Annotated in this window: 21 protein-coding genes; 14 read left to right on the top strand and 7 right to left on the bottom strand. The window is 62.2% G+C overall.

Annotated elements, in window-relative coordinates; genetic code table 11:
- Window position 1: 1 nt before the first annotated feature.
- The 5 genes from M9924_06240 to M9924_06220 form a co-directional block, all read right to left on the bottom strand.
- A complete protein-coding gene (locus tag M9924_06240) occupies window positions 2-310 on the bottom strand; it encodes a HigA family addiction module antitoxin (protein MCO5064001.1) in 309 nt (102 codons plus the stop codon).
- Window positions 300-584, bottom strand: coding sequence for a type II toxin-antitoxin system RelE/ParE family toxin (locus M9924_06235; GenBank protein ID MCO5064000.1), 285 nt, complete (start codon window positions 582-584; stop codon window positions 300-302). The genes M9924_06240 and M9924_06235 overlap by 11 nt, the downstream gene beginning before the upstream one ends.
- A 57-nt stretch (window positions 585-641) precedes the next feature.
- Complete coding sequence (locus tag M9924_06230) at window positions 642-3,014, bottom strand: aldehyde dehydrogenase family protein (GenBank protein MCO5063999.1); 2,373 nt, start codon at window positions 3,012-3,014, stop codon at window positions 642-644.
- 14 nt (window positions 3,015-3,028) lie between these two features.
- Window positions 3,029-4,156 (bottom strand): deoxyribose-phosphate aldolase, encoded by a 1,128-nt coding sequence (gene deoC / locus M9924_06225; GenBank protein ID MCO5063998.1) that lies wholly within the window; start codon window positions 4,154-4,156, stop codon window positions 3,029-3,031.
- Between the two features lie 119 nt (window positions 4,157-4,275).
- Window positions 4,276-5,028, bottom strand: a complete 753-nt coding sequence (locus M9924_06220) for an SDR family oxidoreductase (protein MCO5063997.1) — start codon at window positions 5,026-5,028, stop codon at window positions 4,276-4,278.
- Between the two features lie 137 nt (window positions 5,029-5,165).
- Between M9924_06220 and M9924_06215 the strand changes: the two genes are divergently transcribed.
- From M9924_06215 to M9924_06180, 8 genes are all read left to right on the top strand, one after another.
- Window positions 5,166-6,074: a LysR family transcriptional regulator gene (locus M9924_06215; GenBank protein ID MCO5063996.1), complete on the top strand. Its 909-nt coding sequence runs from the start codon at window positions 5,166-5,168 to the stop codon at window positions 6,072-6,074.
- 126 nt (window positions 6,075-6,200) lie between these two features.
- On the top strand, window positions 6,201-7,358 hold the full coding sequence (locus M9924_06210; GenBank protein MCO5063995.1) for an ABC transporter substrate-binding protein: 1,158 nt from the start codon (window positions 6,201-6,203) through the stop codon (window positions 7,356-7,358).
- A 119-nt stretch (window positions 7,359-7,477) separates the two neighbouring features.
- Window positions 7,478-8,476, top strand: a complete 999-nt coding sequence (locus tag M9924_06205) for an ABC transporter ATP-binding protein (protein MCO5063994.1) — start codon at window positions 7,478-7,480, stop codon at window positions 8,474-8,476.
- Window positions 8,473-9,438, top strand: a complete 966-nt coding sequence (locus M9924_06200; GenBank protein MCO5063993.1) for an ABC transporter permease — start codon at window positions 8,473-8,475, stop codon at window positions 9,436-9,438. The genes M9924_06205 and M9924_06200 overlap by 4 nt, the downstream gene beginning before the upstream one ends.
- Before the next feature lie 179 nt (window positions 9,439-9,617).
- Window positions 9,618-10,433, top strand: coding sequence for an ABC transporter permease (locus M9924_06195; GenBank protein ID MCO5063992.1), 816 nt, complete (start codon window positions 9,618-9,620; stop codon window positions 10,431-10,433).
- 20 nt (window positions 10,434-10,453) lie between these two features.
- Entirely contained in the window at window positions 10,454-11,881 is a 1,428-nt protein-coding gene (locus M9924_06190; GenBank protein MCO5063991.1) for a gamma-aminobutyraldehyde dehydrogenase, read from the top strand.
- Window positions 11,882-12,170: 289 nt separating this feature from the next.
- On the top strand, window positions 12,171-12,311 hold the full coding sequence (locus M9924_06185; protein MCO5063990.1) for a hypothetical protein: 141 nt from the start codon (window positions 12,171-12,173) through the stop codon (window positions 12,309-12,311).
- 169 nt (window positions 12,312-12,480) lie between these two features.
- A complete protein-coding gene (locus tag M9924_06180; protein MCO5063989.1) occupies window positions 12,481-12,786 on the top strand; it encodes a hypothetical protein in 306 nt (101 codons plus the stop codon).
- Here M9924_06180 and M9924_06175 read toward each other — a convergent pair.
- Window positions 12,771-13,304: a Panacea domain-containing protein gene (locus M9924_06175; protein MCO5063988.1), complete on the bottom strand. Its 534-nt coding sequence runs from the start codon at window positions 13,302-13,304 to the stop codon at window positions 12,771-12,773. The two genes, M9924_06180 and M9924_06175, sit on opposite strands and share 16 nt — an antisense overlap.
- A 198-nt stretch (window positions 13,305-13,502) precedes the next feature.
- Window positions 13,503-14,267 carry a DeoR/GlpR family DNA-binding transcription regulator gene (locus tag M9924_06170; GenBank protein ID MCO5063987.1) on the bottom strand — a complete coding sequence of 255 codons (765 nt, stop codon included), beginning with the start codon at window positions 14,265-14,267 and terminating at the stop codon, window positions 13,503-13,505.
- 160 nt (window positions 14,268-14,427) lie between these two features.
- Between M9924_06170 and M9924_06165 the strand changes: the two genes are divergently transcribed.
- The 6 genes from M9924_06165 to M9924_06140 all read left to right on the top strand — a co-directional run bounded on the left by M9924_06165 (window position 14,428) and on the right by M9924_06140 (window position 24,315).
- The gene (locus M9924_06165) at window positions 14,428-15,399 is read left to right on the top strand and encodes an ABC transporter substrate-binding protein (protein MCO5063986.1); all 972 of its coding nucleotides are present in this window, start codon (window positions 14,428-14,430) and stop codon (window positions 15,397-15,399) included.
- A gap of 90 nt (window positions 15,400-15,489) precedes the next feature.
- Complete coding sequence (locus M9924_06160; protein MCO5063985.1) at window positions 15,490-16,500, top strand: betaine/proline/choline family ABC transporter ATP-binding protein; 1,011 nt, start codon at window positions 15,490-15,492, stop codon at window positions 16,498-16,500.
- A 7-nt stretch (window positions 16,501-16,507) separates the two neighbouring features.
- Window positions 16,508-18,496 carry an ABC transporter permease subunit gene (locus M9924_06155; protein MCO5063984.1) on the top strand — a complete coding sequence of 663 codons (1,989 nt, stop codon included), beginning with the start codon at window positions 16,508-16,510 and terminating at the stop codon, window positions 18,494-18,496.
- Between the two features lie 34 nt (window positions 18,497-18,530).
- Window positions 18,531-20,984 (top strand): FAD-dependent oxidoreductase, encoded by a 2,454-nt coding sequence (locus M9924_06150; protein ID MCO5063983.1) that lies wholly within the window; start codon window positions 18,531-18,533, stop codon window positions 20,982-20,984.
- Window positions 20,981-23,398 carry an FAD-dependent oxidoreductase gene (locus M9924_06145; GenBank protein ID MCO5063982.1) on the top strand — a complete coding sequence of 806 codons (2,418 nt, stop codon included), beginning with the start codon at window positions 20,981-20,983 and terminating at the stop codon, window positions 23,396-23,398. The genes M9924_06150 and M9924_06145 overlap by 4 nt, the downstream gene beginning before the upstream one ends.
- Entirely contained in the window at window positions 23,395-24,315 is a 921-nt protein-coding gene (locus M9924_06140; GenBank protein MCO5063981.1) for a phosphotransferase family protein, read from the top strand. The genes M9924_06145 and M9924_06140 overlap by 4 nt, the downstream gene beginning before the upstream one ends.
- The last annotated feature ends 26 nt before the right edge of the window (window positions 24,316-24,341 follow it).

The following is a 24,341-nucleotide window of genomic DNA, read 5'->3' as shown; positions in this document are numbered from 1 at the left end:
CCTACGCCACTTTCAGGGTTTCGATACCGCTGACGTCGATTTCGCGTTCAGCGTGCCATGTATCGTAGGCCGCCTGCATCCTGATCCAGACACCGGGCCCGTCTCCGAAGAGCTTGCCCAGCCTAACGGCGATTGCCGGGGTAACGGGCTGTTTCCGATTGAGCAGGTCATACAAGGTCTGCCGAGAAATTCCGAGCAGACGCGCGATCTCCGCCTTGCTCTTGCCTGTGGCAGGAATCATGATCTCGCCAAGCATTTCGCCCGGGTGGGCGGGTTCAATGGATGAATGGCGCAACGTCTCAGTCGCCATGATAGTCCTCCATTTCGACATCGGTGGCGTTTTCATTGTCCCATGAGAAGGTGATCCGCCAGTTCCGGGAAATCCAGACGGCGAAGCGCCCCGCCTGCTCTCCTCTGAGCACATGAAAGCCAAATCCGATGACATCCATGTCATCGGGCTCACGAGCCGCATCCAGGCGTGACAAAAGAATACGAACCTTCTTTCGCCAGTCCGGCCTGATCCCGGTGTCGTCCCCCTTGGTCCAGTACCGCTTAAGGGCCTTGCTGCGAAAGCTCTCGATCATTGATGAGTGTAAGCTAACTCCGACAAAGTGTCAAGTTATGCCTTACATATTTCACACTCAATCCCCATAAGGCACCCAGACGTTCTTCACCTCGACGGCGCGGCGCAGGAATGCGTCGTTGTGGGAATCCGATGTCCAGTCGATGGCGCGTCCGTTGCTCGTCCAGACCCGCTTGAGATTGCCGGCGGACTCGGATTCAGCATCGGCGCAGGTCTCTGCATCGGCGACCACCCAAAGCCCGTCCACATCGTCGTGGCGGGCGAGAACCGCAGTCAATTCCGACGGATAGCCGGTCACGATGTTGATCGCACCCGCTGGCAGGTCGGAATATTCGATCACCTCGTAGAGCCCGGTGGCGATGAGCGGTGAAACGGCGGAAGGCACGGCGACGACCGTGTTGCCCATGGAGAGGGCAGGCGCGATCATGGAGATCAGGCCGAGCAGGGGAGCATTGTCTCCCGGGACGGCTGCAAGGACCCCGACCGGCTCGTGCAACGACAGCGCGACTGTGCGCGACGGCGGCTGGTGCACACGCCCTTCGAACTTGTCGGCTATTCCCGCGTGGTAGAACAGCCGTTCAATGGAAAGGTCGACTTCAGTCCGGGCAGCAGCGGGCGCGACTCCTGAAAGCTGTGCGATTCGCGCGGCGAACTCCGCAGCCCGAACGGACAGGTTTTCGGCAAAGTAATAGAGCACCTGCGCGCGGTTGTAGGCGGTCGTCTCGCCCCATGCTTTGCAGGCCCTTGCCGCGGCGACGGCATCGCGTATGTCCTTGCGATTGCCTTGGCCGGATTCTCCCGCCAGCCGTCCCTTCTTGTCGAGGACGGGGAAGGAGTAATTGCCGTCCGGGCGAACCTGCTTGCCGCCGATAAACAGCTTTGCGGTGCGGTCGATAGAGAGGATGTCGTAGTCGCTCTGCCGCTGAAAGCCCGTCTTGGTCACCGGCTTGATCTCGGCTCCCGGCGCGGCCCTCGGCGCCAGATATTCGAACATGCCTTCGCGTCCGCCTTCGCGTCCGAAGCCGCTTTCCCGATAACCGCCGAAACCGCAGGCGGCGTCGAACATATTGGTGCCGTTGATCCACACCACGCCCGCCTTGAGCTGCGGCGCGACGTGCAGCGCAACATTGAGGTTTTCACTCCAGATCGACGCGGCAAGGCCGAAGCGCGTATTGTTGGCAATCTCGATCGCTTCGTCCTGGTTGCGGAAGGTCATCGTGGCGAGAACCGGGCCGAACACTTCTTCCTGCGCGAGGATATTGGATGGCGATACGCCGGTGGCGAGCGTCGGCAGCACGAAATAGCCCGAGGCGGGCAGCGCGAAATCCGGCTGCCAGCAATCCGCGCCCTGCGCGGTTCCTTCGGAAACCAGACCCTTCACACGTTCAAGCTGGGTCTTGTCGGCAAGCGGCCCGATGTCGGTGTTCTTGTCGAGCGGCAAGCCGACGCGCAAGCGCGACATGCGCTGCTTGACCTTGGCGATGAGCGCATCCGCGACGCTTTCCTGCACCAGCAGGCGCGAACCGGCGCAGCAGACCTGCCCCTGGTTGAACCAGATGCCGTCCACCAGACCTTCGACCGCGCTGTCGAGATCGGCATCGTCAAAAACGATGAATGCTGATTTGCCGCCGAGTTCGAGCGACAATTTCTTGCCCGATCCCGCAGTCGCCCTGCGGATGATCTTGCCCACCTCTGAGGAGCCGGTGAACGCGATCTTGTCGACGCCCGGATGGTTGACGATGGCTTCGCCTGTATCGGGTCCGCCGGGAATGATGTTGATGACGCCCTTCGGCACGCCCGCGCGCTCGCAGACCTCCGCGAACAGAACCGCCGTCAGCGGCGTGAATTCAGCAGGCTTGAGGACAATGGTGCACCCTGCCGCAAGGGCGGGCGCAATCTTCCAGGCAAGCATCAGCAGCGGGAAGTTCCAAGGGATGATCTGCCCGACCACGCCGACAGCCTTCTGGTCGGGAAACTCCTTCTCCAGCGTCTGCGCCCACCCGGCATGGTGGAGGAAGTGGCGGATCGCGAGCGGCACGTCCACGTCGCGGCTTTCCCGGATCGGCTTGCCGTTGTCGATGGATTCCAGCACGGCGAAAAGACGCTGATGGCGCTGCATCCCGCGCGCGATCGCGTAAATCACCTTCGCACGCTCGAAACCGGTGGTCGCGGACCATTTCGGCAGGGCCTTCTGCGCGACTGCGACAGCAGCATCGACGTCTGCCTTGGTCGCTTCGGAAACGCGCGTCAGCACCCGACCCGTCGAGGGGTCGCGCGTTTCGAACGTCTTGCCGTCCGAAGCGGCGCGCCATTCGCCGCCGATGAACAGGGCCTTTGAGAAATCCCGTGAGCCGAGCCAGATGTCGGCTTCCTCCCGGCTTTCCGGTGCCAGGCCGTATTCCATTGCGTGGAAGCGTTCGAGAACATTCATGGCCGAACTCCCCCTCAAGCCAGCGCGTGGCGATGGTTGGCCGAGTAGTGGCCGGTTACATGATGTTCGAGCTGACGCTCGATGTCGGTGAGCAGGCTCGATGCGCCGAAGCGGAAAAGCTCCGGTTCCAGCCACGGCCGTCCCAGCTCTTCCTTGATCAGGACGAGCCAGTCCAGCGCGGCCTTGGCGGTGGAAATGCCGCCCGCCGGCTTGAAGCCGATCATGTAACCTGTCTCCTCGAAATAGGCGCGGATGGCGCGCACCATGGCGAGGCCCACGGGTAGCGTTGCGTTGACGTTTTCCTTGCCCGTCGAGGTCTTGATGAAATCGGCGCCCGCCATCATCGCCACCATGGAGGCGAGCGTCACGTTGCGCAGCGTCGCAAGATCGCCCGTGCCGAGGATCACCTTGATATGTGCGTCGCCGCAGGCCGCGCGCATGGCGGCAATTTCATCATAGAGTTCCTGCCATTTGGCTTCGTAGACGAGGCCGCGCTTGATCACGACGTCGATTTCGTCCGCGCCGTCCGCGACCGAAGCCTCGATTTCCTTGAGCCTCGTGTCGAGCGGCGCAAGCCCGTGCGGAAATGCAGTGGATACGGCGGCAACATGGATTCCCGATCCTTTCAGCACGTCCACGGCGGTCGCGACGAAGGGATGATAGACGCATATGGCAGCGGGACGGATCGCGGTCTGGCCGAGCCCGAGACCGAGCGCAATGTCGCGGCGAAGCGGTTGCAGCGCCTTGGCGCAAAGGCGACGGATGCGCTCGTCCGTGTCGCCGGAGTTGAGGGAGGTGAGGTCCATCAAGGCAATGGCGCGCAGCAGCCAGGCCGCCTGGTTGTCACCCTTGATCGAGCGGCGTTTCGCCATGGTCTGGACACGGCGTTCAAGCGCCGAGCGGTTGACGTTGCGCAGCGACTCCACAAAGCCGATGTCGAGCTTCATGCCGGGGTTGCGCGCAATGCCGTGGCCGGTGTGGGCCGGCGTGTTGGCGGGCGCCGGCGCGCTGGCGGGTGCCTTCTTCTCGGCTGAACCCGGAGCGTCACTGCCCTTCGTTGACGGTGGCTCGACGGATTTGCGGATAGGGATCTGCGGGAGGTCGGTTACTTCCGCGTCATTGGGCCGAGCTTTGCCTGTCATGGAGGGTCATCCTCATTCTAGCCGCTGAACGCGCGGATACTATTGAGGTCGAAGCCCGAGCACAAGACAAGCAATGTCTAATATATAAAGAATCTTGCCCCATCCTGACCGCCCCTGCGTCAGACGTGCTGGCCGCCATTGATGTGGATTTCCGCCCCGGTGACATAGGACGACTGGCTGGAGCACAGGAAATAGATGATGTCGGCGACCTCTGCGGTAGAGCCGAGGCGGCGCAACGGGATGCCTTCGACGATCTTGTCCGTTCCTGGCGACAGGATAGCGGTGTCGATTTCGCCGGGCGCGATGGCGTTCACGCGGATGCCGTGCGGGCCGAAGTCGGCGGCCATTTCGCGGGTGAGCGCACCGAGCGCTGCCTTGGAGGTGGCATAGGCCGTTCCTGCGAACGGATGCACGCGGGTCCCCGCGATCGAGGTGACGTTGACGATGGACCCCTTGCCGGCGGCCAGTTCCTTGAACAGGCCGCGCGCCAGCATGATGGGCGCAAAGAAATTCACCTGGAACACGTCGCGCCACACATGCATCGGCGTATCGATCGAGTTCATGCGTTCGCCGCCGTTCGGCAGCTTCGGAGAAATTCCCGCATTGTTGACCAATGCGGTCAATTGACCCTCATTGGCCTCAAGGCGGTGGCGGATTTCGGAAACGGCCACGCCGACATCCTCGGGATCGGCGAGGTCGACCTTGATGTGGTCCTCCGGGCCGGCCGGCCAGGGACAGTTTTCCGCAAATGCCTGGCGGGAGCAGGTTATGACGCGCCAGCCTTCGCGCGAAAAGCGCTTTACGGTGGCGTGGCCGATGCCGCGGCTGGCACCCGTCAGGACGAGGGTCTTTCGTGCGTCAGGACCAGCCATCGGAATCTCCCATGCCGGTATTTCTTTCCGGGCAGACTCCGATTTAGCGCAAAGCGCGAACAAAACAACTGTGGCATCGAAACGCCGGGCGACGATTCCGCCTTCCACGCCGCCCCGTGTCCGTATTTATTGCGGATATGGCGTTCACCCTCAGGCAGTTGCAGTTCTTCGTGGCCGTTGCGGAGCAAGGCACGGTATCGGGAGCGGCGCAGGCATTGTCCATCTCGCAATCCTCGGTGACGGAAGCAATCAAGGAGCTTGAGGCCGACCTCGGCGTGGCGCTGTTCGAGCGGCACCCGCGCGGGCTCAACATCACGCATCAGGGCCACCAGTTCCTGCGGCATGCGACGAAGATACTGACCGGCGTGTCCGACGCGCGCCGCGCTTTTTCCGGCGAGGCGGCGGAGCGCGGGGGGAAACTGCATCTCGGCGTCACGTCGCTGGTGGCGGGCTACGTGCTGTCCGACCTTTTGGCGCGATACCGCCGCGCTTTTCCGGGTGTGCAAGTGTCTGCGGTAGAGGACAATGGCGACTATCTGGAGCATCTCCTCATCGGCGGGGAACTCGACGTCGCCGTGATGGTAATTTCAAACCTGCGTGATCGCATGGCCTTGCAGGCCGAGATCATCGAGGTATCGCCCTACCGGCTGTGGCTGCCGCTTGGGCACCACCTCGCGGGCGCGGAGATCATCGGCCTGCAGGACCTTGCCTCCGAGCCGCTCATCATGCTCACCATCGACGAGATCGAGGAGAACACCGGCAAGCTGCTGGCAGCGCTCGGGCGCAAGCCGCATGTCGCCTTTCGCACGCGCTCGGTCGAGGCGGTGCGCAGCCTCGTCGCGACGGGCGCGGGCGTCGCGCTCCTGCCCGACCTCGTCTACCGGCCATGGTCGCTGGAAGGCGACCGCATCGAGTCGCGCGACATTTCGGGCACGCTGCCCGTGGTGCAGGTGGGCATGGTCTGGCGGCGCGGGTCGGGGCTGACCGCAACGGCGCGCGACTTCATCGCGGTGGCTCAAGGGCAACGCGCGACAAGGCAGCGCTGATCTATCGGAAATTCCGATATCGACGTTCTGACAAATGAATTTGCGAATGGTTGAAATTCAAAGCACCTTTCAACCAGGGGATGACACCGCCGTTTCAGAGCGGGCCCTGCAATGGGAGATGTCACGATGCAATCTATCATGAAATCATGTACCGCACTCGCGTTGGTGCTGAGCTTCACCGCCCATGCTGCTGCGCAGGTCAAGGAAATCGGCGCTGCGGAAGGCCAGGTCAGCATTGTTGCCTGGCCGGGCTATATCGAGCGCGGCGAAACCGACAAGAACTTCGACTGGGTGACCAAATTCGAGCAGGCGAGCGGCTGCAAGGTCAACGTCAAGACTGCCAACACATCGGACGAGATGGTGGCGCTGATGAACGAAGGCGGCTTCGACCTCGTCACCGCGTCCGGCGACGCCTCGCTGCGGCTGGTTGCGGGGAAGCGCGTCCAGCCGATCAATGTCGACCTCATCAAGAGCTGGTCGGCGGTGGACGACCGCCTTAAGGACGCGCCGTGGCACACGGTCGACGGCGTGCATTATGGCGTCCCCTATATGTGGGGGCCGAACGTGCTGATGTACAACACCAATGTCTTCAAGGAAGCGCCGAAGAGCTGGAACGTGGTGTTCGAGCCGATGGACCTGCCGGACGGCAAGCCGAATGCGGGCCGCGTTCAGGCCTATGACGGCCCGATCCACATCGCGGACGCTGCGCAATATTTGATGGCGCACAAGCCCGAACTTGGCATCAAGAGCCCTTACGAGCTGAATGAGGACCAGTACAAGGCGGCGCTGGACCTGTTGCGCGAACAGCGCAAGCTTGTCGGCCGCTACTGGCACGACGCATTCATCCAGATCGACGACTTCAAGAACGAGGGCGTGGTCGCCTCGGGGTCATGGCCGTTCCAGGTGAACCTGCTGAAGGGCGAGAACCAGCCCGTCGGCTCGACGTTCCCCGAGGAGGGCGTGACCGGATGGGCCGACACCACCATGATGAGCGTGGACTCGGCCAATCCGAACTGCGCCTATATGTGGATGGAGCATACGCTGTCCTCGAATCTGCAAAGCGACCTGTCGGTGTGGTTCGGCGCCAATCCCTCGGTGCCTGCCGCCTGCACGGACGGCAGCGGGCAGCAGACCAAGGAAGGCTGCACAACCAACGGCTTCGATAATTTCGAGAAGGTTCATTTCTGGACGACGCCGACCTCGAAATGCGCCAGCCAGAACGACGCCTGCGTACCGTATTACCGTTGGGTCTCTGATTATATCGGCGTGATTGGCGGCCGCTGATCCGGCACGGCCATCCAGAAAAGGATGGCCGTGCAAGGGTCTAAATGCCTGCAAATTCGGCTGAAAATCCGTCAGCGTGGCATCCGCCGCGCTTACGGATGCTTGGAAGAGGAACCGCCATGGTTTCCGCAGTTTCATTTCAAAAGGTTTCCCGGCATTTCGGCGCGGTGAGGGCGGTCGACGCGGTCGATCTCGACATCGAGCCGGGGGAGTTCTTTGCAATGCTCGGCCCGTCCGGCTCCGGCAAGACGACCTGCCTGCGGCTGATCGCGGGGTTCGAACAACCGACCTCGGGAAGCATCTCGATATTCGGCGAGCGGGCGGAAGGTGTTCCGCCCTATCGGCGCAATGTAAACACCGTGTTTCAGGACTACGCACTGTTTCCGCACCTCAACGTGCTGGACAATGTCGCTTACGGCCTGATGGTGAAGGGCATTGGCCGCGCCGAGCGCCTGCGGGAAGCCGAGGATGCGCTGTCGCTGGTGCGCCTCCCCGGCTACGGCGCGCGCATGCCCGGCCAGCTTTCCGGCGGGCAGCGGCAGCGTGTGGCGTTGGCGCGCGCCCTCGTCAACCGGCCAAAGGTGCTGCTGCTGGACGAGCCGCTCGGCGCGCTCGATCTCAAGCTGCGCGAAAACATGCAGGAAGAGCTGAAGCTGCTGCAAAAATCGCTCGGCGTGACATTCATCTTCGTCACACACGATCAGGGCGAGGCGCTTTCGATGGCCGACCGCGTGGCGGTCTTCAACGATGGCCGGATCATGCAGGTCGGCACCCCGCACGATATCTATCAGCGGCCCGCTTCGCGCTTCGTCGCTGATTTCGTCGGCTCGTCCAACGTGCTGCCGCCTGATTTCGTCAAGCTTCATTCGGGGCAGGGTCGCTGGGCAAGCCTGAGACCGGAATCCATTCGCGTGAAGCGCGAACTCGGCGGGGCCGGCATTCCCGCCGATGTGGTCGCGCTCAACTATCTCGGCGCCTCGACCCGCGTTGCGCTCGACACCGGCGGCCTGCGGCTGCATGCCACCATTCCGGCGGGCCAGCCGCTGCCCGAGCCCGGGGAGCGGGTGACTATCAGTTTCAATCGCGAGCAGATCCATCTCATGGACGGCGAGGCATGAGCACAGCATCCGCCGCCATCCAGTCGGGGAGCGCGGTACTGCCGCGCCGTGGCGGTGTGCTGAACGCGCTGTCGGATGCGTTCTGGCGCAATCCGCGCCTGCTGCTTTTCCTGATGCTGACGCCGCCGGTGCTCTGGCTCGGCATCGTTTATCTCGGCTCGCTGCTCGCCCTGCTGCTGCAAAGCTTCTTTTCGATCGATGAGTTTTCCGGCCTGATCAATCGCCAGTTCACGCTCAAGACCTATGGCGAGCTTCTGCTGCCGTCCAACATGGACATCATGATCCGCACGGTGGTCATGGCGGCGGCGGTGACGGTTGCCGCGGCAATCGTGGCGTTTCCCATCGCCTATTTCGCGGCGCGCTATGCGCGCGGCAAGTGGAAGGCGCTGTTCTATCTCGGCGTCATGCTGCCGCTCTGGTCGAGCTACCTGGTCAAGGTCTACGCGTGGAAGCTCATTCTCGCCAAGGAGGGCATCCTGACATGGGCGCTCGGCAAGCTGCACCTGCAGTGGCTGCTGGATGCCTGGCTGTCGCTGCCCATCATCGGCGGCAATTCCCTGTCCGTGTCGTTCACCGGCACGTTCATCGTGTTCGTCTATGTCTGGCTGCCGTTCATGATCCTGCCGATACAGGCCGCGCTCGAACGTGTTCCGGGAAACCTGATAGAGGCATCGGCAGACCTTGGCGCGTCGCCTGCGCAGACCTTCCGCAATGTGCTTTTTCCGCTCGCGCTGCCGGGGATCGTCGCAGGGTCGATCTTCACGTTCTCCCTGACCCTTGGAGATTACATCATTCCGCAAATCATCGGGAACTCCCAATATTTCATCGGGCAGGCGGTCTATTCTTTGCAGGGCACGGCGGGGAATATCCCGCTCGCCGCCGCATTCACCGTCGTGCCGATCGTCGTCATGGGCCTCTATCTCTGGATGGCCCGCCGCCTGGGGGCGTTCGATGCACTGTGAGGTTCACCCCTCATCCGCCTGTCGGCACCTTCTCCCACAAGGGGAGAAGGACGATTTCGGCAACGTCGCGCAAATTCGGGAGCGCTGGCGATTGAAGCCGGCGCGTATGACATTTCCCTTCTCCCCTTGTGGGAGAAGGTGCCGGCAGGCGGATGAGGGGTACGCTACGGGAGTCACCCATGCGCTCTGACCGCCTGACCACCGCGCCTGTCGGATTGAAGATCGCGGCGGCGGCGGGGCTGCTGTTCCTGCATGTGCCGATCCTGCTGATCTTCGTCTACGCGTTCACGACCGAGGAAAAGAGCTACCAGTGGCCGCCGCCCGGCTTCACGGCGAAATGGTTCGCGGTGACCTGGAACCGCCCCGATGTCTGGGAAGCGCTGACGCTGTCGGTAAAGGTCGCGGCGATCTCGACGCTGATTGCGATCATTCTCGGCACGCTTTGCGCGGCAGCGGTGAGCCGCTCCAAATTCTTCGGGCGCGAGACGATCTCGCTGCTGGTCATCCTGCCGATTGCGCTGCCGGGCATCATCACCGGCATCTCGCTGCGGTCGGCCTTCAGCCTGATGAACATTCCGTTCTCGACATGGACCATCGTGCTCGGTCATGCGACCTTCTGCATCGTCGTTGTCTACAACAACGCGGTGGCGCGCTTCAGGCGCACATCCGGCTCGATGATCGAGGCTTCCTACGATCTTGGCGCGGACGGTTTCCAGACCTTTCGCTACATCGTGCTGCCGAACATAGGAACCGCGCTGCTGGCGGGCGGCATGCTCGCCTTCGCGCTTTCCTTCGACGAGGTGATTGTCACCACTTTCACCGCAGGACAGCAGCAGACTTTGCCGATCTGGATGCTGGAGGAACTGGTGCGGCCTCGCCAACGCCCCGTCACGAATGTCGTGGCGATGGTCGTCGTGCTGGTGACGCTGCTGCCGATCCTCGCCGCTTACTATCTCACCCGGGACGGCGACCAGGTCGCCGGTTCCGGCAAATAAGAATGAAAGGGAGTTCCGAAATGTTCAACGAAATGCTGATCGGATCGAAGTTCGAGGCCGGGACCGAAACCGAGGAACCCATCCTGAATCCAAAGACGGGCGAAACCATATTCCACATGCCGGAAGCATCACCCGCGCAGATCGAGGCGGCTGTTTCGGCGGCGGAAAAGGCGTTCGCGAGTTGGTCGCAGACCACGCCCGCACAGCGTTCCGGCTATTTGCTCCAGATCGCCGACCGCATCGAGAAAGAGGCGGAGGAATTCGCGAAGCTGGAGGCGCTGAATTGCGGCAAGCCCATCAACGCCGCGCTCAACGATGAAATTCCGGCCATCGTGGACTGCTATCGATTCTTTGCAGGCGCTGTCCGCACGCTGCCGGGCGCGGTGGCAGGCGAATATCTGCCGGGCTTCACCTCGATGATCCGGCGCGACGCGATAGGCATCGTGGCCTCCATCGCGCCGTGGAACTATCCGCTGATGATGATGGCGTGGAAGCTGGCGCCGGCCATCGCGGGCGGCAACACTGTGGTTTTCAAGCCCTCCGAGCAGACGCCCCTGACCGCGCTCAAGCTGGCGAGGATTTTGGCCGAGGTGCTGCCGGAAGGCGTCGTGAACGTCATTCTCGGGCGTGGCGAAAGCGTCGGCAACGCGCTCATCAACCATCCCAAGGTCAACATGATTTCCATTACCGGCGATGTCGCGACCGGCAAGAAGGTCATGCAGGCGGCATCGAAAACCGTGAAGCGCACGCATCTCGAACTCGGCGGCAAGGCCCCGGTGATCGTGTTCGACGACGCCGACCTGGAGAGCGTGGTGAGCGGCTTGCGCGCGTTCGGCTATTACAATGCGGGGCAGGATTGCACCGCCGCCTGCCGCATCTATGCGGGCAGGAAGATCTACGACAAGCTCGTCGCGGACCTGTCCTCGGCGGTCTCGACCATCAAATTCGATCAGGCCGACGATACCGAAAACGAGATCGGGCCGCTGATTTCGCGCCGCCAGCGGGACCGTGTGGCGAGCTTCGTGGAAAGGGCCTCCGAACTGAAGCATGTCGAGATCACGACCGGCGGCAAGCCGGGCGCGGGCAACGGCTTCTTCTACCAGCCGACCGTGGTGGCGGGCGCCTTGCAGGACGACGAGATCGTGCGGCGCGAAGTGTTCGGCCCGGTGGTTTCGGTCACGCGGTTCTCGGACGTGGACGAAGCCGTGACATGGGCGAACGACAGCGACTACGGCCTCGCATCGTCGATCTGGACGCGGGATGTCGGGCGCGCCATGGCCGCCGCCGCCCGCCTGCAATATGGCTGCACATGGATCAACACGCATTTCATGCTGACCAACGAAATGCCGCATGGCGGCATGAAGCAATCCGGCTACGGAAAGGACATGTCTCTCTACGCACTGGAAGACTACACCGCCGTTCGGCATGTGATGGTGGCGCACGGATAGGAAAGTCGAAACGGCCACTTTCATTTTAGAATATCATGGAATATGTTCCCCGGCAGGTCTGGTTGTCCGGCTGGACCTTGGGGCGTCGTAGCTCCGATGTGAGCGGTCAGTGCCGACCGGAACGGTACTTCCTCGTGTCGCATGGCCGGGGGGGCCCCGGCATATGTCCAGAGCTTCGCGGCTTAAAAGCCGGGGCGGCCGACTTGCACGGTCTACGACCCTCCCGGTCACCAGAGGGGTATATGGGGCTTTGGGACCCCTCGGTGACCGATCACACAGAGGGGTCGCAATGGACACATGCAGCGTTTTCCAGGACTTATTCCGCACCTATGTCTCGCTGTCCGACTGGATCAAGGCGTTGTGGCTTGTCACTCCGCCGGCATTCGCGCTCGGGTTGACGTGGATCGTGGTCAATCGCCCGCGCGGATAGGCCTTATTCTTGGCGATGCCGTCCGTCATTTCTTTTGGGACATCATGATCGCGTTGATCGGCGGGAAACGGATCAGTCCGGAAGGCAGCTATAGCCGCTAGAAAAGCGCAGACAGATTCGCGATCGCCAAATTCACGAAGCGCGGCGGCAAGGTCTTTGGCGGGTTGCTTTGCAGGAACTCTACGACCCGCCGGGCAAGGTCCGAAGAGATAACGCCACGATGTTGCGCGGCGTCCAACTCGTGTTGCGCGAAGGTCGTCACGCGGGAGCAGTCAAGAAAGCAGTCGTGCGAAAGCGCACCATGATCGGCGGCGGCGAGCTGAAGCTGCCCGATGCCGTGGCGCTGGGGGTTCGTGTTGATCCAGAAGAAGAGGTTTTGAGCCGCGCAAATGCAAACGGTGATCTTATCTTTCGGCGGACGAGCAAGCGTCGTGTAGATGACGTAAACGTGGCCGACAGTCACAAAACACCGTAGCTCGCAAACTCTCGTGCCTCGGCGAGGATGACTTCCCGATCCTCGCCCTCAATCATGTGCTCATAGTCCATAGGACCATTGGCGGGCGCTTCGAGCCAAGCGCGCTCCTGATGCGTCAAACCCGACAACGCGCCAAAGCCACGGCCACGACAAAACACAATCGCTTCGTCCAGGCATTCCAAATCGCTCTGCGACAGCGCAGCCAAGTCGGGCTCTCGCTGGGCAGCCACACGCGGATAGGGGTCGCGCTCGATCAAAAGCGCAGCCATGATCGCATCGGGGTCGCCAGCCTGATCGAGCTTGCCTTTGATGAAATCATATAGCGTCGAAGGCACCGGGCCGTTCGGCATGGCAATAAAGGTGTCCCCGACAATTGGACGTGAATAGCGATTTAGGTGCTGCTTCTCAGCGAAGAAAAGCACCTTTGCCGCGAAGAACGCGGTCAAGCCGGGCCATTTTGACGCGACGTAGGTCAGCGCCTCCACACCCTTCTTTTCGTCAAACTGAAATCGCAACATTACTTGTCTTCCTGCGCGAGGCTATCTCACAAAACCCTTGACTTGTCACTTCTTATATGGCGGGCGAGGTTCTCCATGCGTCTATCTGTCTGGTCGTTTTGTAAAACCTGTAGGAAGTAAATGCGGGAATTTGCGCGCGCAACCACAGCCTTTTCCAGAATGAGCAGCCGAAAGCATCGAAAAGCATCATAATGCGCACTATTCCGGTGCGACGGTCAGCATGCCGCCTGCATTCTGAATGGCGGAAACGATCTCGCGGGGCGGCTGGCGGTCGGTGATGAGTTCGTCGAACCCGTCGAAGCCGCACACCTGCACAAGCCCGTGACGCCCGAACTTGGTGTGATCCGAGACGACCGCCGTCCGTGCGCCGCATGACAGCACCATACGTGCGAACTCCGCCTCTTCGAGATCGTAGTCCATCAGGCCGAGCCGCGAATCGATTGCGCCTGCCGTGACGAAGGCGTGGGTCACGCTGAAACGCGACACGAACTCGTTTGCCGACACCCCGAATGCTGCGCCGTTGTCGCTGCGCAGTTCGCCGCCCGCCATGTAGACCTTGTTGCCGTTCACAGTCGCCAGCGTGCGGGCAATGTCAGAGGAATTCGTAACCACCGTCAGCCGTCGATGGCCGAGAAGCTCACGCGCCAGGTAGCTCGTCGTGGTGCCGGTATCCAGCATGACGGAATCGCCGTCACTGATTTTCGCGGCGGCATGGCGGGCAATCGCGCGCTTGGCGTCCGCATTGTCGCGCATGCGCCGCTCGAAAGGCGCTTCGCCCGTCAGGTTCGGCAGGCCGATTGCGCCGTGCATCTTGATGACCGAACCCTCGTCGGCGAGGGGCTTTACGTCGCGCCGCACCGTCTCCAGCGACACGCCGAGCTGGCGCGCGAGGTCGGAAACGGTGATCGTTCCCCCGGCCTGCAACAGCCGCATGATCTCGCCATGTCGTTTCGAATGCATCACGCCCGGTCACCATGTGTTGAGAGATTCTGCGGCTTATTCCCCAAAAAGTGAATCATGATCAGGCAAAAAGCCATGAAATGCCACAGAATTCTGTTGACGCTGGACCAATGCCGCGCAACACTCCGTCAAACAAAAAAATAAAAATACCTGCCAGAGGAGAATGCGAATGAATCGGGCACGGCGTTTTTTGCTGGGCTGCGCGGGGGCCGTCGCGTTGTCGGCGGCCATACTGGGCGGACCGGCTGCGGCTCAAGAATCCACTGATCCCATAAAGCTTACCCTGCATGACTGGACCGGCCAGCTCATCACCACCCATATCATGGGCGAGGTGCTGAAGAAGGCGGGCTACAGCGTCGACTACGTTCAGGCCGACTATCTCGCCCAGTTCGCGGGACTGGAGACCGGCGACCTCGATGTGGCGATGGAAATGTGGGAAACCACCGGGCGCGACGCCATGGACGCCGCGACCGCGACCGGCAAGGTCGAGAACTTCGGCCCGACTGGCATGAAGGCCAAGGAAGAGTGGTGGTATCCTGAATATATGAAGGAGAAGTGCCCCGGCCTGCCCAATTGGGAAGCGCTGAAGGACGAGAAATGCGCCGAGGCGTTTTCCACCGCCGAAACCGCGCCGAAGGGCCGCTATCTCGGCGGCCCCGTGACATGGGGCGGTTTCGATGACGAGCGCGTCGAGGCGCTGGAACTGCCGTTCGAGGTGGTTCATGCGGGCACCGACGCGGCGCTGTTCGCCGAGCTTGAATCGGCCTACCAGCGCAAGGCGCCGATCATGCTGTGGATCTACGCGCCGCACTGGGCGCCCGCGAAGTATAAGGGCGAGTGGGTCGAGTTCCCCGAATACACCAAGGAGTGCTATTCGGACCCGGCCTGGGGGTCGAACCCGAATGCCATGTACGATTGCGGCAAGCCGCATGGCGAAATCTGGAAAGTCGGCTGGGCAGGCGTCAAGGACAAGTGGCCGGGCGCCTACAAGGCGATCAAGGCCTTCACCATCGACAATGACGAGATGGGCGCAATGATCACCAAGGTCGATCTCGACGGCAAGTCGGTCGATGATGTGGTGGCGGAGTGGATGGGCCAAAACGAAGTGCGCTGGTCGGAGTGGATCAAGAAATAGGAGCTTGGGGGAGCCCGCCGCCGGGGGCTGCGGCGGGCGCAATTCGCGCTTGCGCGCCACCGACACAAAGACGGGCAGACCGGAAAAAGAATGGCGGAAGAAAAGCTCGTTTGCCGCAATGTCTGGAAAATATTCGGGTCGGGGGCACGCGAATTTCTGATCGCTTCAGGGGGCAGTCCCGAGCCTGAAGAACTCGGGAAATCAGGTCTCGTCGGTGCGGTGCGGGGTGTGAACCTAGGGGTCCGCGCCGGCGAGATTTTCGTCATCATGGGTCTGTCGGGTTCCGGCAAATCGACGCTGGTTCGATGTCTCTCCCGGCTGATCGAGCCGACCTCCGGCGAAATCATCTTCAACGGCGAGAACCTGCTTGCGGCATCCGATGCGCGGATGATCGAAATCCGTCGCCACCAGATGGGCATGGTGTTCCAGAATTTCGCCCTGCTGCCGCATCTGAGCGTGCTCGCCAACGTCGCCTTTCCGCTCGAAGTGCAGGGCGTGGACAAGCAGGCGCGCGAGGCCCGCGCGCAAAAGATGATCGAACTGGTGGGGCTTGCGGGGCGCGAGCGCTTTTTCCCGCGCGAGCTTTCCGGCGGCCAGCAGCAGCGCGTCGGCATTGCGAGATCGCTGGCGGTGGAGCCCGAACTGTGGTTCCTCGACGAGCCGTTCTCCGCTCTAGATCCGCTGATCCGCCGCGAAATGCAGGACGAGTTCATCCGCCTGCAATCGGTGCTGAAGAAAACCATCGTTTTCATCACGCATGACTTCGACGAGGCCATAAGGCTGGCCGACCGCATCGCCATCATGAAGGACGGCATGATCGTGCAGGCGGGAACCCCGGAGGAACTGGTGCTTCAGCCCGCCGATTCCTATGTCGCGGCGTTCACGCGCAACGTGGCGAAAGCCAAGGTCCTGAAGGCGGCGTCGCTGATGAAGCCGGTCGGCGGCGCGGGCGGCCCCACCGTTGCAGCGCGGGCGACGATTGCCGATGCCGCGACCCGGTTCTCGGACGGTGTCGACGTGTTGACCGTGCTTGACGAAAGCGGCGAGCCGGTCGGCGCGTTGCATCGCGCCGATGTCGTCGATGTGTTGATGCAGGGCTGAGATCGTCATGCGCGCGCCACCCCTTGTCCGCCACTCGTCTGCAATTGGCTGGCTGATCGCGATCGCTGCCTTCGTGCTGCTGTGGCAGTTCGGGGAGCCGGTCGCGAAGTGGGCGTTCGACTATCCGAAGGCATGGACCATCCCGGCTGCCGCATGGATCAGCAATGCGTTGAAATGGCTCCTGAACGACGCGACCTTCGGCTTCTTCACCTTCACGCAACTGACGCGCTTCATCGCGGCGGTAGTGGATGTGCCTTACCGCATCGCGCTCAGCCTGCTGGCGACGGGCTTCCTGTCGGGTCAGGGATCGGCCGCGGTGCAGATATTGCCGCCGCTGTCGTGGATCGCCGTTATCGCCATCGTCGGCATGATCGGCCACTATGCGGGCGGCTGGCGGCTGGCGCTGTTTTCGGCGGGCTGCTTCCTTTTCCTTGCCGTTTTCGGCCAGTGGAACAGCGCGATGGTGACGCTGGCCTCCATTCTGGTCGCAGCGCCCATCGGCGTGGTGGGCGGGCTGTTGCTCGGCCTTGCAGCCTATCGCTGGCCGCCCTTCGAGAAGGCACTGACGCCAGTGCTGGACCTGATGCAGACCATTCCTGTCTTCGCCTATCTCGTGCCGATTCTTTTCCTGTTCGGCTTCGGCCCGACAGCGGCGATTGTGGCGACCGTCATTTACGCCATGCCGCCCATGACGCGCATCACCGTGCTGGCGCTTCGCGGCGTGCCGTCAGAAGTGCAGGAACTGGGCCGCATGATCGGCTGCACGCGTCGCCAGATGACGTGGCGTGTCATGGTGCCGTCCGCACGCGACAGCCTGATGGTTGGCGTCAACCAGGTCATCATGCTGTCTCTGAACATGGTCATCATCGCGTCGATGATCGGCGCGGGCGGGTTGGGCTTCGACGTGCTTGCAGCACTTCGCCGCCTCGACATTGGCGCGGGGCTGGTGGCCGGTCTGGCGATTGTGGCGCTGGCCGTCGCGCTCGACCGGCTGAGCCAGGCAATGGCGCTGAAAATGGGCGATTTTCACGCTGATGCCGCAAGGAAGGGACTTTTCTCACGCTATCCATACCTGCTTTCGGCGCTGGCCATAATCGTCTCGACCGCAATTCTCGGCCTCGGCCTGTCCGCCTTTCAGACCTATCCGCAGGCCATGACCATTGCCAGTGGCACCGCAATTGGCCGCGCGGTCGAATGGATCAACGTGAACTATTTCGACACGCTGGAAGCGATCAAGAACGCCATGCTGTTGAATGTGCTGATCCCGTTCAAACGGCTGCTCGGCGGCTTGCCTTGGCTCGGCGTGATCGGCCTGCTGGCCTATACCGGATGGCGGCTGGGGGGGCATCGGCTCGCGCTTCTTGTCGCGGCACTGGCCTTTCTCATCGCCGCGACCGGCCAATGGGAAAAGGCGATGATCACCGTCTATCTCTGCGGCGTGTCGGTGGTGATCGCCGCGCTGATCGGCATACCCATCGGCATCGTGTCGGCTGAGCGCAGGCAGCTCTGGCGCGTCGTGCAGGCCGTCATCGACACGTTGCAGACGCTGCCTTCCTTCGTTTACCTCATGCCCGCCGTCATGCTGTTTCGGGTCGGCGATTTCACCGCCATGCTCGCCGTGGTGGCCTACGCGATTGCGCCGGCGATCCGTTACACAGCGCTCGGGCTGCGAAAGGTCGATCCGCGCCTCACCGAGGCGGGCAGGGCGATGGGATGTACGCGGTGGCAATTGCTGACCAAGATCAAGCTCAAGCTTGCTCTGCCGGACATCATGCTCGGCATCAACCAGACCATCATGTTCGCGCTCTCGATGCTGGTGATCACCGCGCTGGTCGGCACGCGCGACCTCGGGCAGGAAGTCTATATCGCACTCACCAAGGCCGATACCGGGCGCGGGCTTGTCGCGGGCCTTGCGGTCGCTTTCATCGCCATCATCGCCGACCGGCTGATCGCAGCCGGCGCGGCGCGCACCAAGACCAGGCTCGGCCTGCAATGACAAGAACACTGATCCTGACCGGGGAGACGTCCCAATGACCCTGCCATCCCATGCCCGCATCGTCGTGATCGGCGGCGGCATCATCGGCTGCTCGACGGCCTATCATCTGGCGCGGGACCACAAGGCGGAGGTTGTGCTGCTCGAGCAGGGCAAGCTCACCTCAGGCTCGACGTGGCATGCCGCCGGGCTTGTCGGGCAATTGCGGTCGTCGGCATCGATCACGCGCGTGCTGAAATATTCGGTCGATCTCTACAAGCGGCTGGATGAGGAAACCGGGCTTGCGACCGGCTGGAAAATGACCGGCTGCCTGCGGCTCGCCACCAACGAGGATCGTTGGACGGAGTTCAAGCGGCTGGCCACGACCGCCCGGAGCTTCGGCATGGAGATGCATCTGGTTTCGCCCGAGGAGGTGAAGAAGATGTGGCCGCTGATGGATACGCCCGACCTCGTCGGGGCGTCGTGGCTGCCGACAGATGGACAGGCCAACCCTTCCGACATCGCGCAATCGCTCGCCAAGGGAGCGCGCTTGCATGGAGCGAAAATAGTCGAGGACGTTCGCGTCACCGGCTTTCTTATGGACGGGCAACGCATCACCGCAGTCCAGACGACGCAGGGAGATATCGCCTGCGAGATCGTCGTGAACTGCGCCGGGCAGTGGGCGCGGCAGGTGGGCGCAATGGCGGGGATCAACGTTCCACTTCAACCGGTGAAGCACCAATACATCATCACCGAGAAGATAGATGGGCTGTCGAGCAATGCGCCAACGATCCGCGATCCCGACAGGCGGACCTATTTCAAGGAGGAAGTCGGCGGGCTGGTGATGGGCGGCTATGAGCCGAACCCGCAGCCGTGGGAGACCGGCCTTTCAGGCGGCGACGTGCCGAACGACTGGGAGTTCCGCCTGTTCGACGACGATTACGACCATTTCGAGCAGCACATGACCCAGGCCATTGCGCGTGTTCCGGCGCTTGAGCGCGTGGGCGTCAAGCAGATGATCAACGGGCCTGAAAGTTTCACCCCGGACGGGAATTTCATTCTCGGCAGCGCACCGGAATGCGCCAACATGTTCGTCGGCGCAGGGTTCAATGCATTCGGCATCGCGTCAGGCGGCGGTGCGGGTTGGGCGCTGGCGCAATGGGCCATCGATGGCGAGGCGCCGCTCGACCTGTGGGTGGTCGATATTCGCCGCTTCTCCGGCCTGCACCGCGACCGGCAATGGGTGAAGGACCGGACGCTGGAGGCCTATGGCAAGCACTATACGATCGGTTTCCCGCACGAGGAATATGAGTCCGGTCGTCCGGCCATCGTCTCGCCCCTCTATGAGAGGCTGAAGGCGCGCCGCGCTGTGTTCGGTTCCAAGCTCGGCTGGGAGCGGCCCAACTGGTTTGCTCGCGAGGGCGAGGAAGCCAGGGACATCTATTCGATGGGTCGACAGAACTGGTTCGACACGGTGGGCAAGGAGCATCGCCATGTGCGCGAGGCCGTCGGCCTGTTCGATCAATCTTCCTTCGCGAAATACGAGATGAAGGGTGCCGACGCCCAGAAGGCGCTGGACTGGATCTGCGCCAATGACGTGTCCAAACCGGCGGGGCGGCTGACCTACACACAGCTGCTGAACACACGCGGCGGCATAGAGGCCGACCTGACCGTGGCGCGGCTGGCCGAAGATCATTTCTACATTGTCACGGGCACCGGCTTTCGCACACATGATCTGGCGTGGATCGCGGATCATGTCGATCCCGCGTTCGATGCCACGCTGACGGATGTGACCGAACGATTCGGCACGCTGTCGCTGATGGGCCCCAAAGCGCGTGACGTGCTGGCAAGCGTCACGGATGCCGACGTGTCGAACGAAGCGTTTCCCTTCGGTCATGTGCGCGAGATCGGAATTGCAGGAGCGACCGTACGGGCGCTGCGCATCACCTATGTCGGCGAACTGGGCTGGGAACTGCATATCCCCATCGAAGCCACGGGCGATGTGTTCGACGCGCTGATGAAGGCAGGCGAAGAGTTCGGCATCAGGCTCGCGGGCTACAGGGCGATTGAATCCTTGCGGCTTGAAAAGGGCTATCGGGCATGGAGTTCCGACATCACCGCCAACGATACGCCGCTCGAAGCGGGGTTGGGCTGGGCGGTGAAGCTGCGCAAGAACGTCGATTTTCTCGGACGTCGCGCTCTGGAAAATACCGTGGGGAAACCGCTTCAGAAACAACTTGCGACCTTCACCGTCGAGGATCCGGATATCGTGCTGCTCGGGCGCGAGACGATCCTGCGCGACGGCCAGCCGGTCGGCTATCTCACAAGCGGAGGCTATGGCTATACCGTTGGGCGCAATATCGGCCTCGGCTATGTGCGCAACAGCGACGGTGTGGCCGATGAGTGGCTGGCCTCGGGCAAATATGAGCTGGTGGTTGCGATGCGCAATGTGCCGGCAAAGATCCATATCGAACCGCTCTATGATCCCGCAGCCGAAAAGGTGAAATCGTGACGTTCCACGCCGACCGGCATGTTCACATTCTGATTATCGGCGGGGGAGCGATCGGCACGTCGCTCGCCTATCATCTGGCGCGCGACGGCGCGAAGGACGTGCTGCTCGTCGAGAAGGCGCAACTGACCCATGGCTGCACCTGGCATGCGGCGGGACTCGTGGGTCAGCTTCGCTCCAAACGCAACCTGACCCGGTTGATGCAAAACTCCGTCGCCGTGTTCGACAGGCTGGAGGAAGAAACCGGACAGGCCATTTCCTGGAAGAAGGTGGGTTCGCTGCGCCTTGCCGGGAGCCGCGACCGCTGGAGCGAAATCCGGCGCTCCATGGGACAGGCAAAAAGCTTCGGCGTGGAGTGCCATGCGCTGACGCCTGCCGAGGCGAAGAAGCTCTTTCCCTTCATCGTCGAGGATGGGATCGAAGGCGCGGCCTATATTCCCGGGGACGGCTATATCGACCCGTATTCGCTGACCATGGCCTATGCGAAGGGCGCGCGGCAATATGGCGCGAAGATCGAGGAAGGCGTGTGCGTCGAGGAAATTGCGCTCGATGGCCGAAGAGTGCTGGGCGTGGTCACCAATGCCGGGAACATCGCCTGCGATATTCTGGTCAATTGCGCGGGACTTTGGGCAAAGCGCGTCGGAGAGATGGCGGGTGTTTCGCTGGCGGCAGGCATTGTCGAGCATCAGTATTTCCTCACCGAGAAGAAGCTGACGCTCGATCCCGACCTGACCACGCTGCGCGACCCGGACAATAATTTCTACCTCAAGCCGGACACGGGCAGCTTTGCCATCGGCGGCTGGGAGGACGGCAGCAAGGGCTGCTGGCGCGGCAAGCCGCCGCTCGATTTCGGGCGCGAACTGTTCGAGCCGAACATGGACAGGTTGGAGCTTTTTGCGCTTCCCGCGGCCGACCGCCTGCCGGTTCTGAACGAAATCGGCATACAGACCGTCATCAACGGGCCGATCCCGGTTTCCTATGACGGCGAGCCGATCATCGGCCTCGTGCCGGAACTTGACAATTACTATACCGGCTGCGGCTTTACGGCGGGCATCGCGGCATCGGGAGGCGCGGGGCTGGCGCTGTCCAACATGATCCTGCACGGCGACGCGGGCATGGATTTGTGGCCATTCGACACGCGCCGCTTCGGGCCGTTGCATGCACAGGGCCGCTATCTCGAACAGCGCGCGATCGAGGCGTATGGCGCCTATTACAAGATTCATTGGCCGGCGGAGGAAGCGCATGCCGGTCGCGGCCTGCGGCGCTCGCCTCTGCATGAGCAATTGCGCCGCAACGGCGCGGTGTTCGGCTCCAAATTCGGCTGGGAAAGGCCGAACTGGTTTTCACTGCCGGGCAGCGAGGCCGTGGAACTCGGCAGTTTCGAGGGCAAGCCCGGCTGGTTCGATGCGGTGGGCGGCGAAGTCAAGGCGATCCGCGAACGCGCCGTGCTGATCGACCAGACATCCTTCTCGAAGTTCGAGATTTCGGGAAAGCACGCGCTGGAGGCCATGCAGCGGATTGCGGCGAACGAACTCGGCGGCGCGGGCGGCCGCGCCATCTATACCCAGCTCTGCAACGACAATGGCGGCATCGAGGCCGATGTCACCATTCTCCACCTTGCCGCTGACCTGCTCTGGCTCATCACCGGGTCGGGCTTCGGGGTGCGCGACCGCAACTGGATCGAAAGGCAGTTGCCCGAAGGCGTGACGGTTCGAGACATCACGAACCAATACGCGGTCATCAACATTTGCGGCCCGAAATCGCGGGATATCCTGCAATCCGTGAGCGATGATGATCTGTCGAATGAAGCATTTCCGTTCCTCACAGCACGGCGGATCGAAGTGAGCGATGCGACAGCGCTCGCCGTGCGTGTCGGCTATGTGGGTGAACTGGGCTGGGAGCTTTACATTTCCCAGGAGTTCGCGCCGCATGTCTACGACACGCTGAAGGAAGCGGGCGAACCGTTCGGGATTGCCGACGCGGGCTATCGCGCCATCGAGGCTTGCCGCCTCGAAAAGGGTTACCTTTATTGGTCCGGCGACATCACGCCCGACTACAATCCCTATGAGGCAGGGCTTGGCTTCGCTGTCGCGCTCGACAAGGGTGAGTTTCGCGGGCGTGAGGCGCTACGCACGATCAAGTCGGATGGCGTGCAGCGCAAGCTCTGTTCGTTCACCGTCGAGGGCTTCGCGCCGTTCCACGGCGGCGAGGCGATCCTGTCCGGCGGCGAGGTCGTCGGCTCCACCGCCTCGACCGGCTATGGCTACACGCTCGGCAGGACAATCGCTTTCGGCTACCTGCCGGTATCGCTGGCGGAGGAAACCTCCTTCGAGATCGAGGCCTTCGGCAAGGCCTATCGGGCGGTGCGCGGCCCGCGTGTGCTGTATGATCCGAAAATGGAAAGGCTCAAGGCATGAGCGACGACATCCTGCTCGCGAAGGAGGCCATCCGTGTCATCCCGATGCTGGTCGGCAGGGGTGAACCGGAGCGACTGGGCGGTCTGACCAATCTCGTTTTCAGGGTCGGCGATTATTGCCTGCGCATCCCGGGCAAGGGCACCGAGGAATATATCAATCGCGCGAATGAGGAAGTGGCCGCGCGCGAGGCGGCGAATGCGGACGTCTCGCCTGGGCTCGACTATTTCGATACCGGAAGCGGCGTGATGGTAACGCGCTTCATCGACCGCGCAACCACGATGACGCCTACCTTGTTCAAGACCGTGAAAGGCGCTCCAGCGCGCGCCGGCGAAGCGTTCAGCAAGCTGCATGGTTCGGGGGCGAAGTTTCCGTTTCGCTTCGAATTGTTCTCGATGATCGACGATTATCTCAGGATCCTGTCCACCAAGGATGTCGCCCTGCCTCCGGGCTATCATGAGGTGGTGCGGGAAGCCGAACGCGTGCGCGCGGCGCTTGCCGCGCATCCATCGGAGGTCGTGGCGTGTCATTGCGATCCGCTGTGCGAAAACTTCATCGACACGGGTGAACGCATGTGGATCGTCGATTGGGAATATTCGGGGATGAACGACCCGATGTGGGACCTGGGCGACCTTTCCGTTGAAGGCGGCTTCGAGCCGTGGCAGGAAGAGGAGATGCTGACCGCCTATTTCGGAGGAGAGGCTACACCTCAGCAGCGGGGCCGCATGGTGATCTACAAGGCTATGTGCGATCTTCTCTGGACACTTTGGGGCCTGATCCAGCTCGCCAACAAAAATCCCGCCGACGATTTTCGCGCCTATGCCGACGGGCGTTTTGCGCGTTGCAGGATGTTGATGGAGGGGCCGGATTTCGAGCGCCATCTGAAGGCAGTCGAGACGAACTCAGGAGCGCAACATTAGGCGGCAAAGAATCCCGTGTCGTGCAA

It is taken from the genome of Rhizobiaceae bacterium, from assembly GCA_023953835.1.
Classification (GTDB): Bacteria; Pseudomonadota; Alphaproteobacteria; order Rhizobiales; family Rhizobiaceae; genus Mesorhizobium_G.
The sequence above is the reverse complement of the archived record's forward strand: the minus strand, read 5'-3'. Positions and strand labels throughout refer to the sequence as shown.

Coding starts and splice junctions, on each gene's coding strand:
- M9924_06155 (MCO5063984.1), top strand. CDS start 16,508: ATGCGCGCGCCACCCCTTGTCCGCCACTCGTCTGCAATTGGCTGGCTG.
- M9924_06190 (MCO5063991.1), top strand. CDS start 10,454: ATGTTCAACGAAATGCTGATCGGATCGAAGTTCGAGGCCGGGACCGAA.
- M9924_06195 (MCO5063992.1), top strand. CDS start 9,618: ATGCGCTCTGACCGCCTGACCACCGCGCCTGTCGGATTGAAGATCGCG.
- M9924_06210 (MCO5063995.1), top strand. CDS start 6,201: ATGCAATCTATCATGAAATCATGTACCGCACTCGCGTTGGTGCTGAGC.
- M9924_06215 (MCO5063996.1), top strand. CDS start 5,166: ATGGCGTTCACCCTCAGGCAGTTGCAGTTCTTCGTGGCCGTTGCGGAG.
- M9924_06205 (MCO5063994.1), top strand. CDS start 7,478: ATGGTTTCCGCAGTTTCATTTCAAAAGGTTTCCCGGCATTTCGGCGCG.
- M9924_06150 (MCO5063983.1), top strand. CDS start 18,531: ATGACCCTGCCATCCCATGCCCGCATCGTCGTGATCGGCGGCGGCATC.
- M9924_06175 (MCO5063988.1), bottom strand. CDS start 13,304: ATGTTGCGATTTCAGTTTGACGAAAAGAAGGGTGTGGAGGCGCTGACC.
- M9924_06165 (MCO5063986.1), top strand. CDS start 14,428: ATGCGAATGAATCGGGCACGGCGTTTTTTGCTGGGCTGCGCGGGGGCC.
- M9924_06200 (MCO5063993.1), top strand. CDS start 8,473: ATGAGCACAGCATCCGCCGCCATCCAGTCGGGGAGCGCGGTACTGCCG.
- M9924_06140 (MCO5063981.1), top strand. CDS start 23,395: ATGAGCGACGACATCCTGCTCGCGAAGGAGGCCATCCGTGTCATCCCG.
- M9924_06235 (MCO5064000.1), bottom strand. CDS start 584: ATGATCGAGAGCTTTCGCAGCAAGGCCCTTAAGCGGTACTGGACCAAG.
- M9924_06220 (MCO5063997.1), bottom strand. CDS start 5,028: ATGGCTGGTCCTGACGCACGAAAGACCCTCGTCCTGACGGGTGCCAGC.
- deoC (MCO5063998.1), bottom strand. CDS start 4,156: ATGACAGGCAAAGCTCGGCCCAATGACGCGGAAGTAACCGACCTCCCG.
- M9924_06160 (MCO5063985.1), top strand. CDS start 15,490: ATGGCGGAAGAAAAGCTCGTTTGCCGCAATGTCTGGAAAATATTCGGG.
- M9924_06240 (MCO5064001.1), bottom strand. CDS start 310: ATGGCGACTGAGACGTTGCGCCATTCATCCATTGAACCCGCCCACCCG.
- M9924_06185 (MCO5063990.1), top strand. CDS start 12,171: ATGGACACATGCAGCGTTTTCCAGGACTTATTCCGCACCTATGTCTCG.
- M9924_06230 (MCO5063999.1), bottom strand. CDS start 3,014: ATGAATGTTCTCGAACGCTTCCACGCAATGGAATACGGCCTGGCACCG.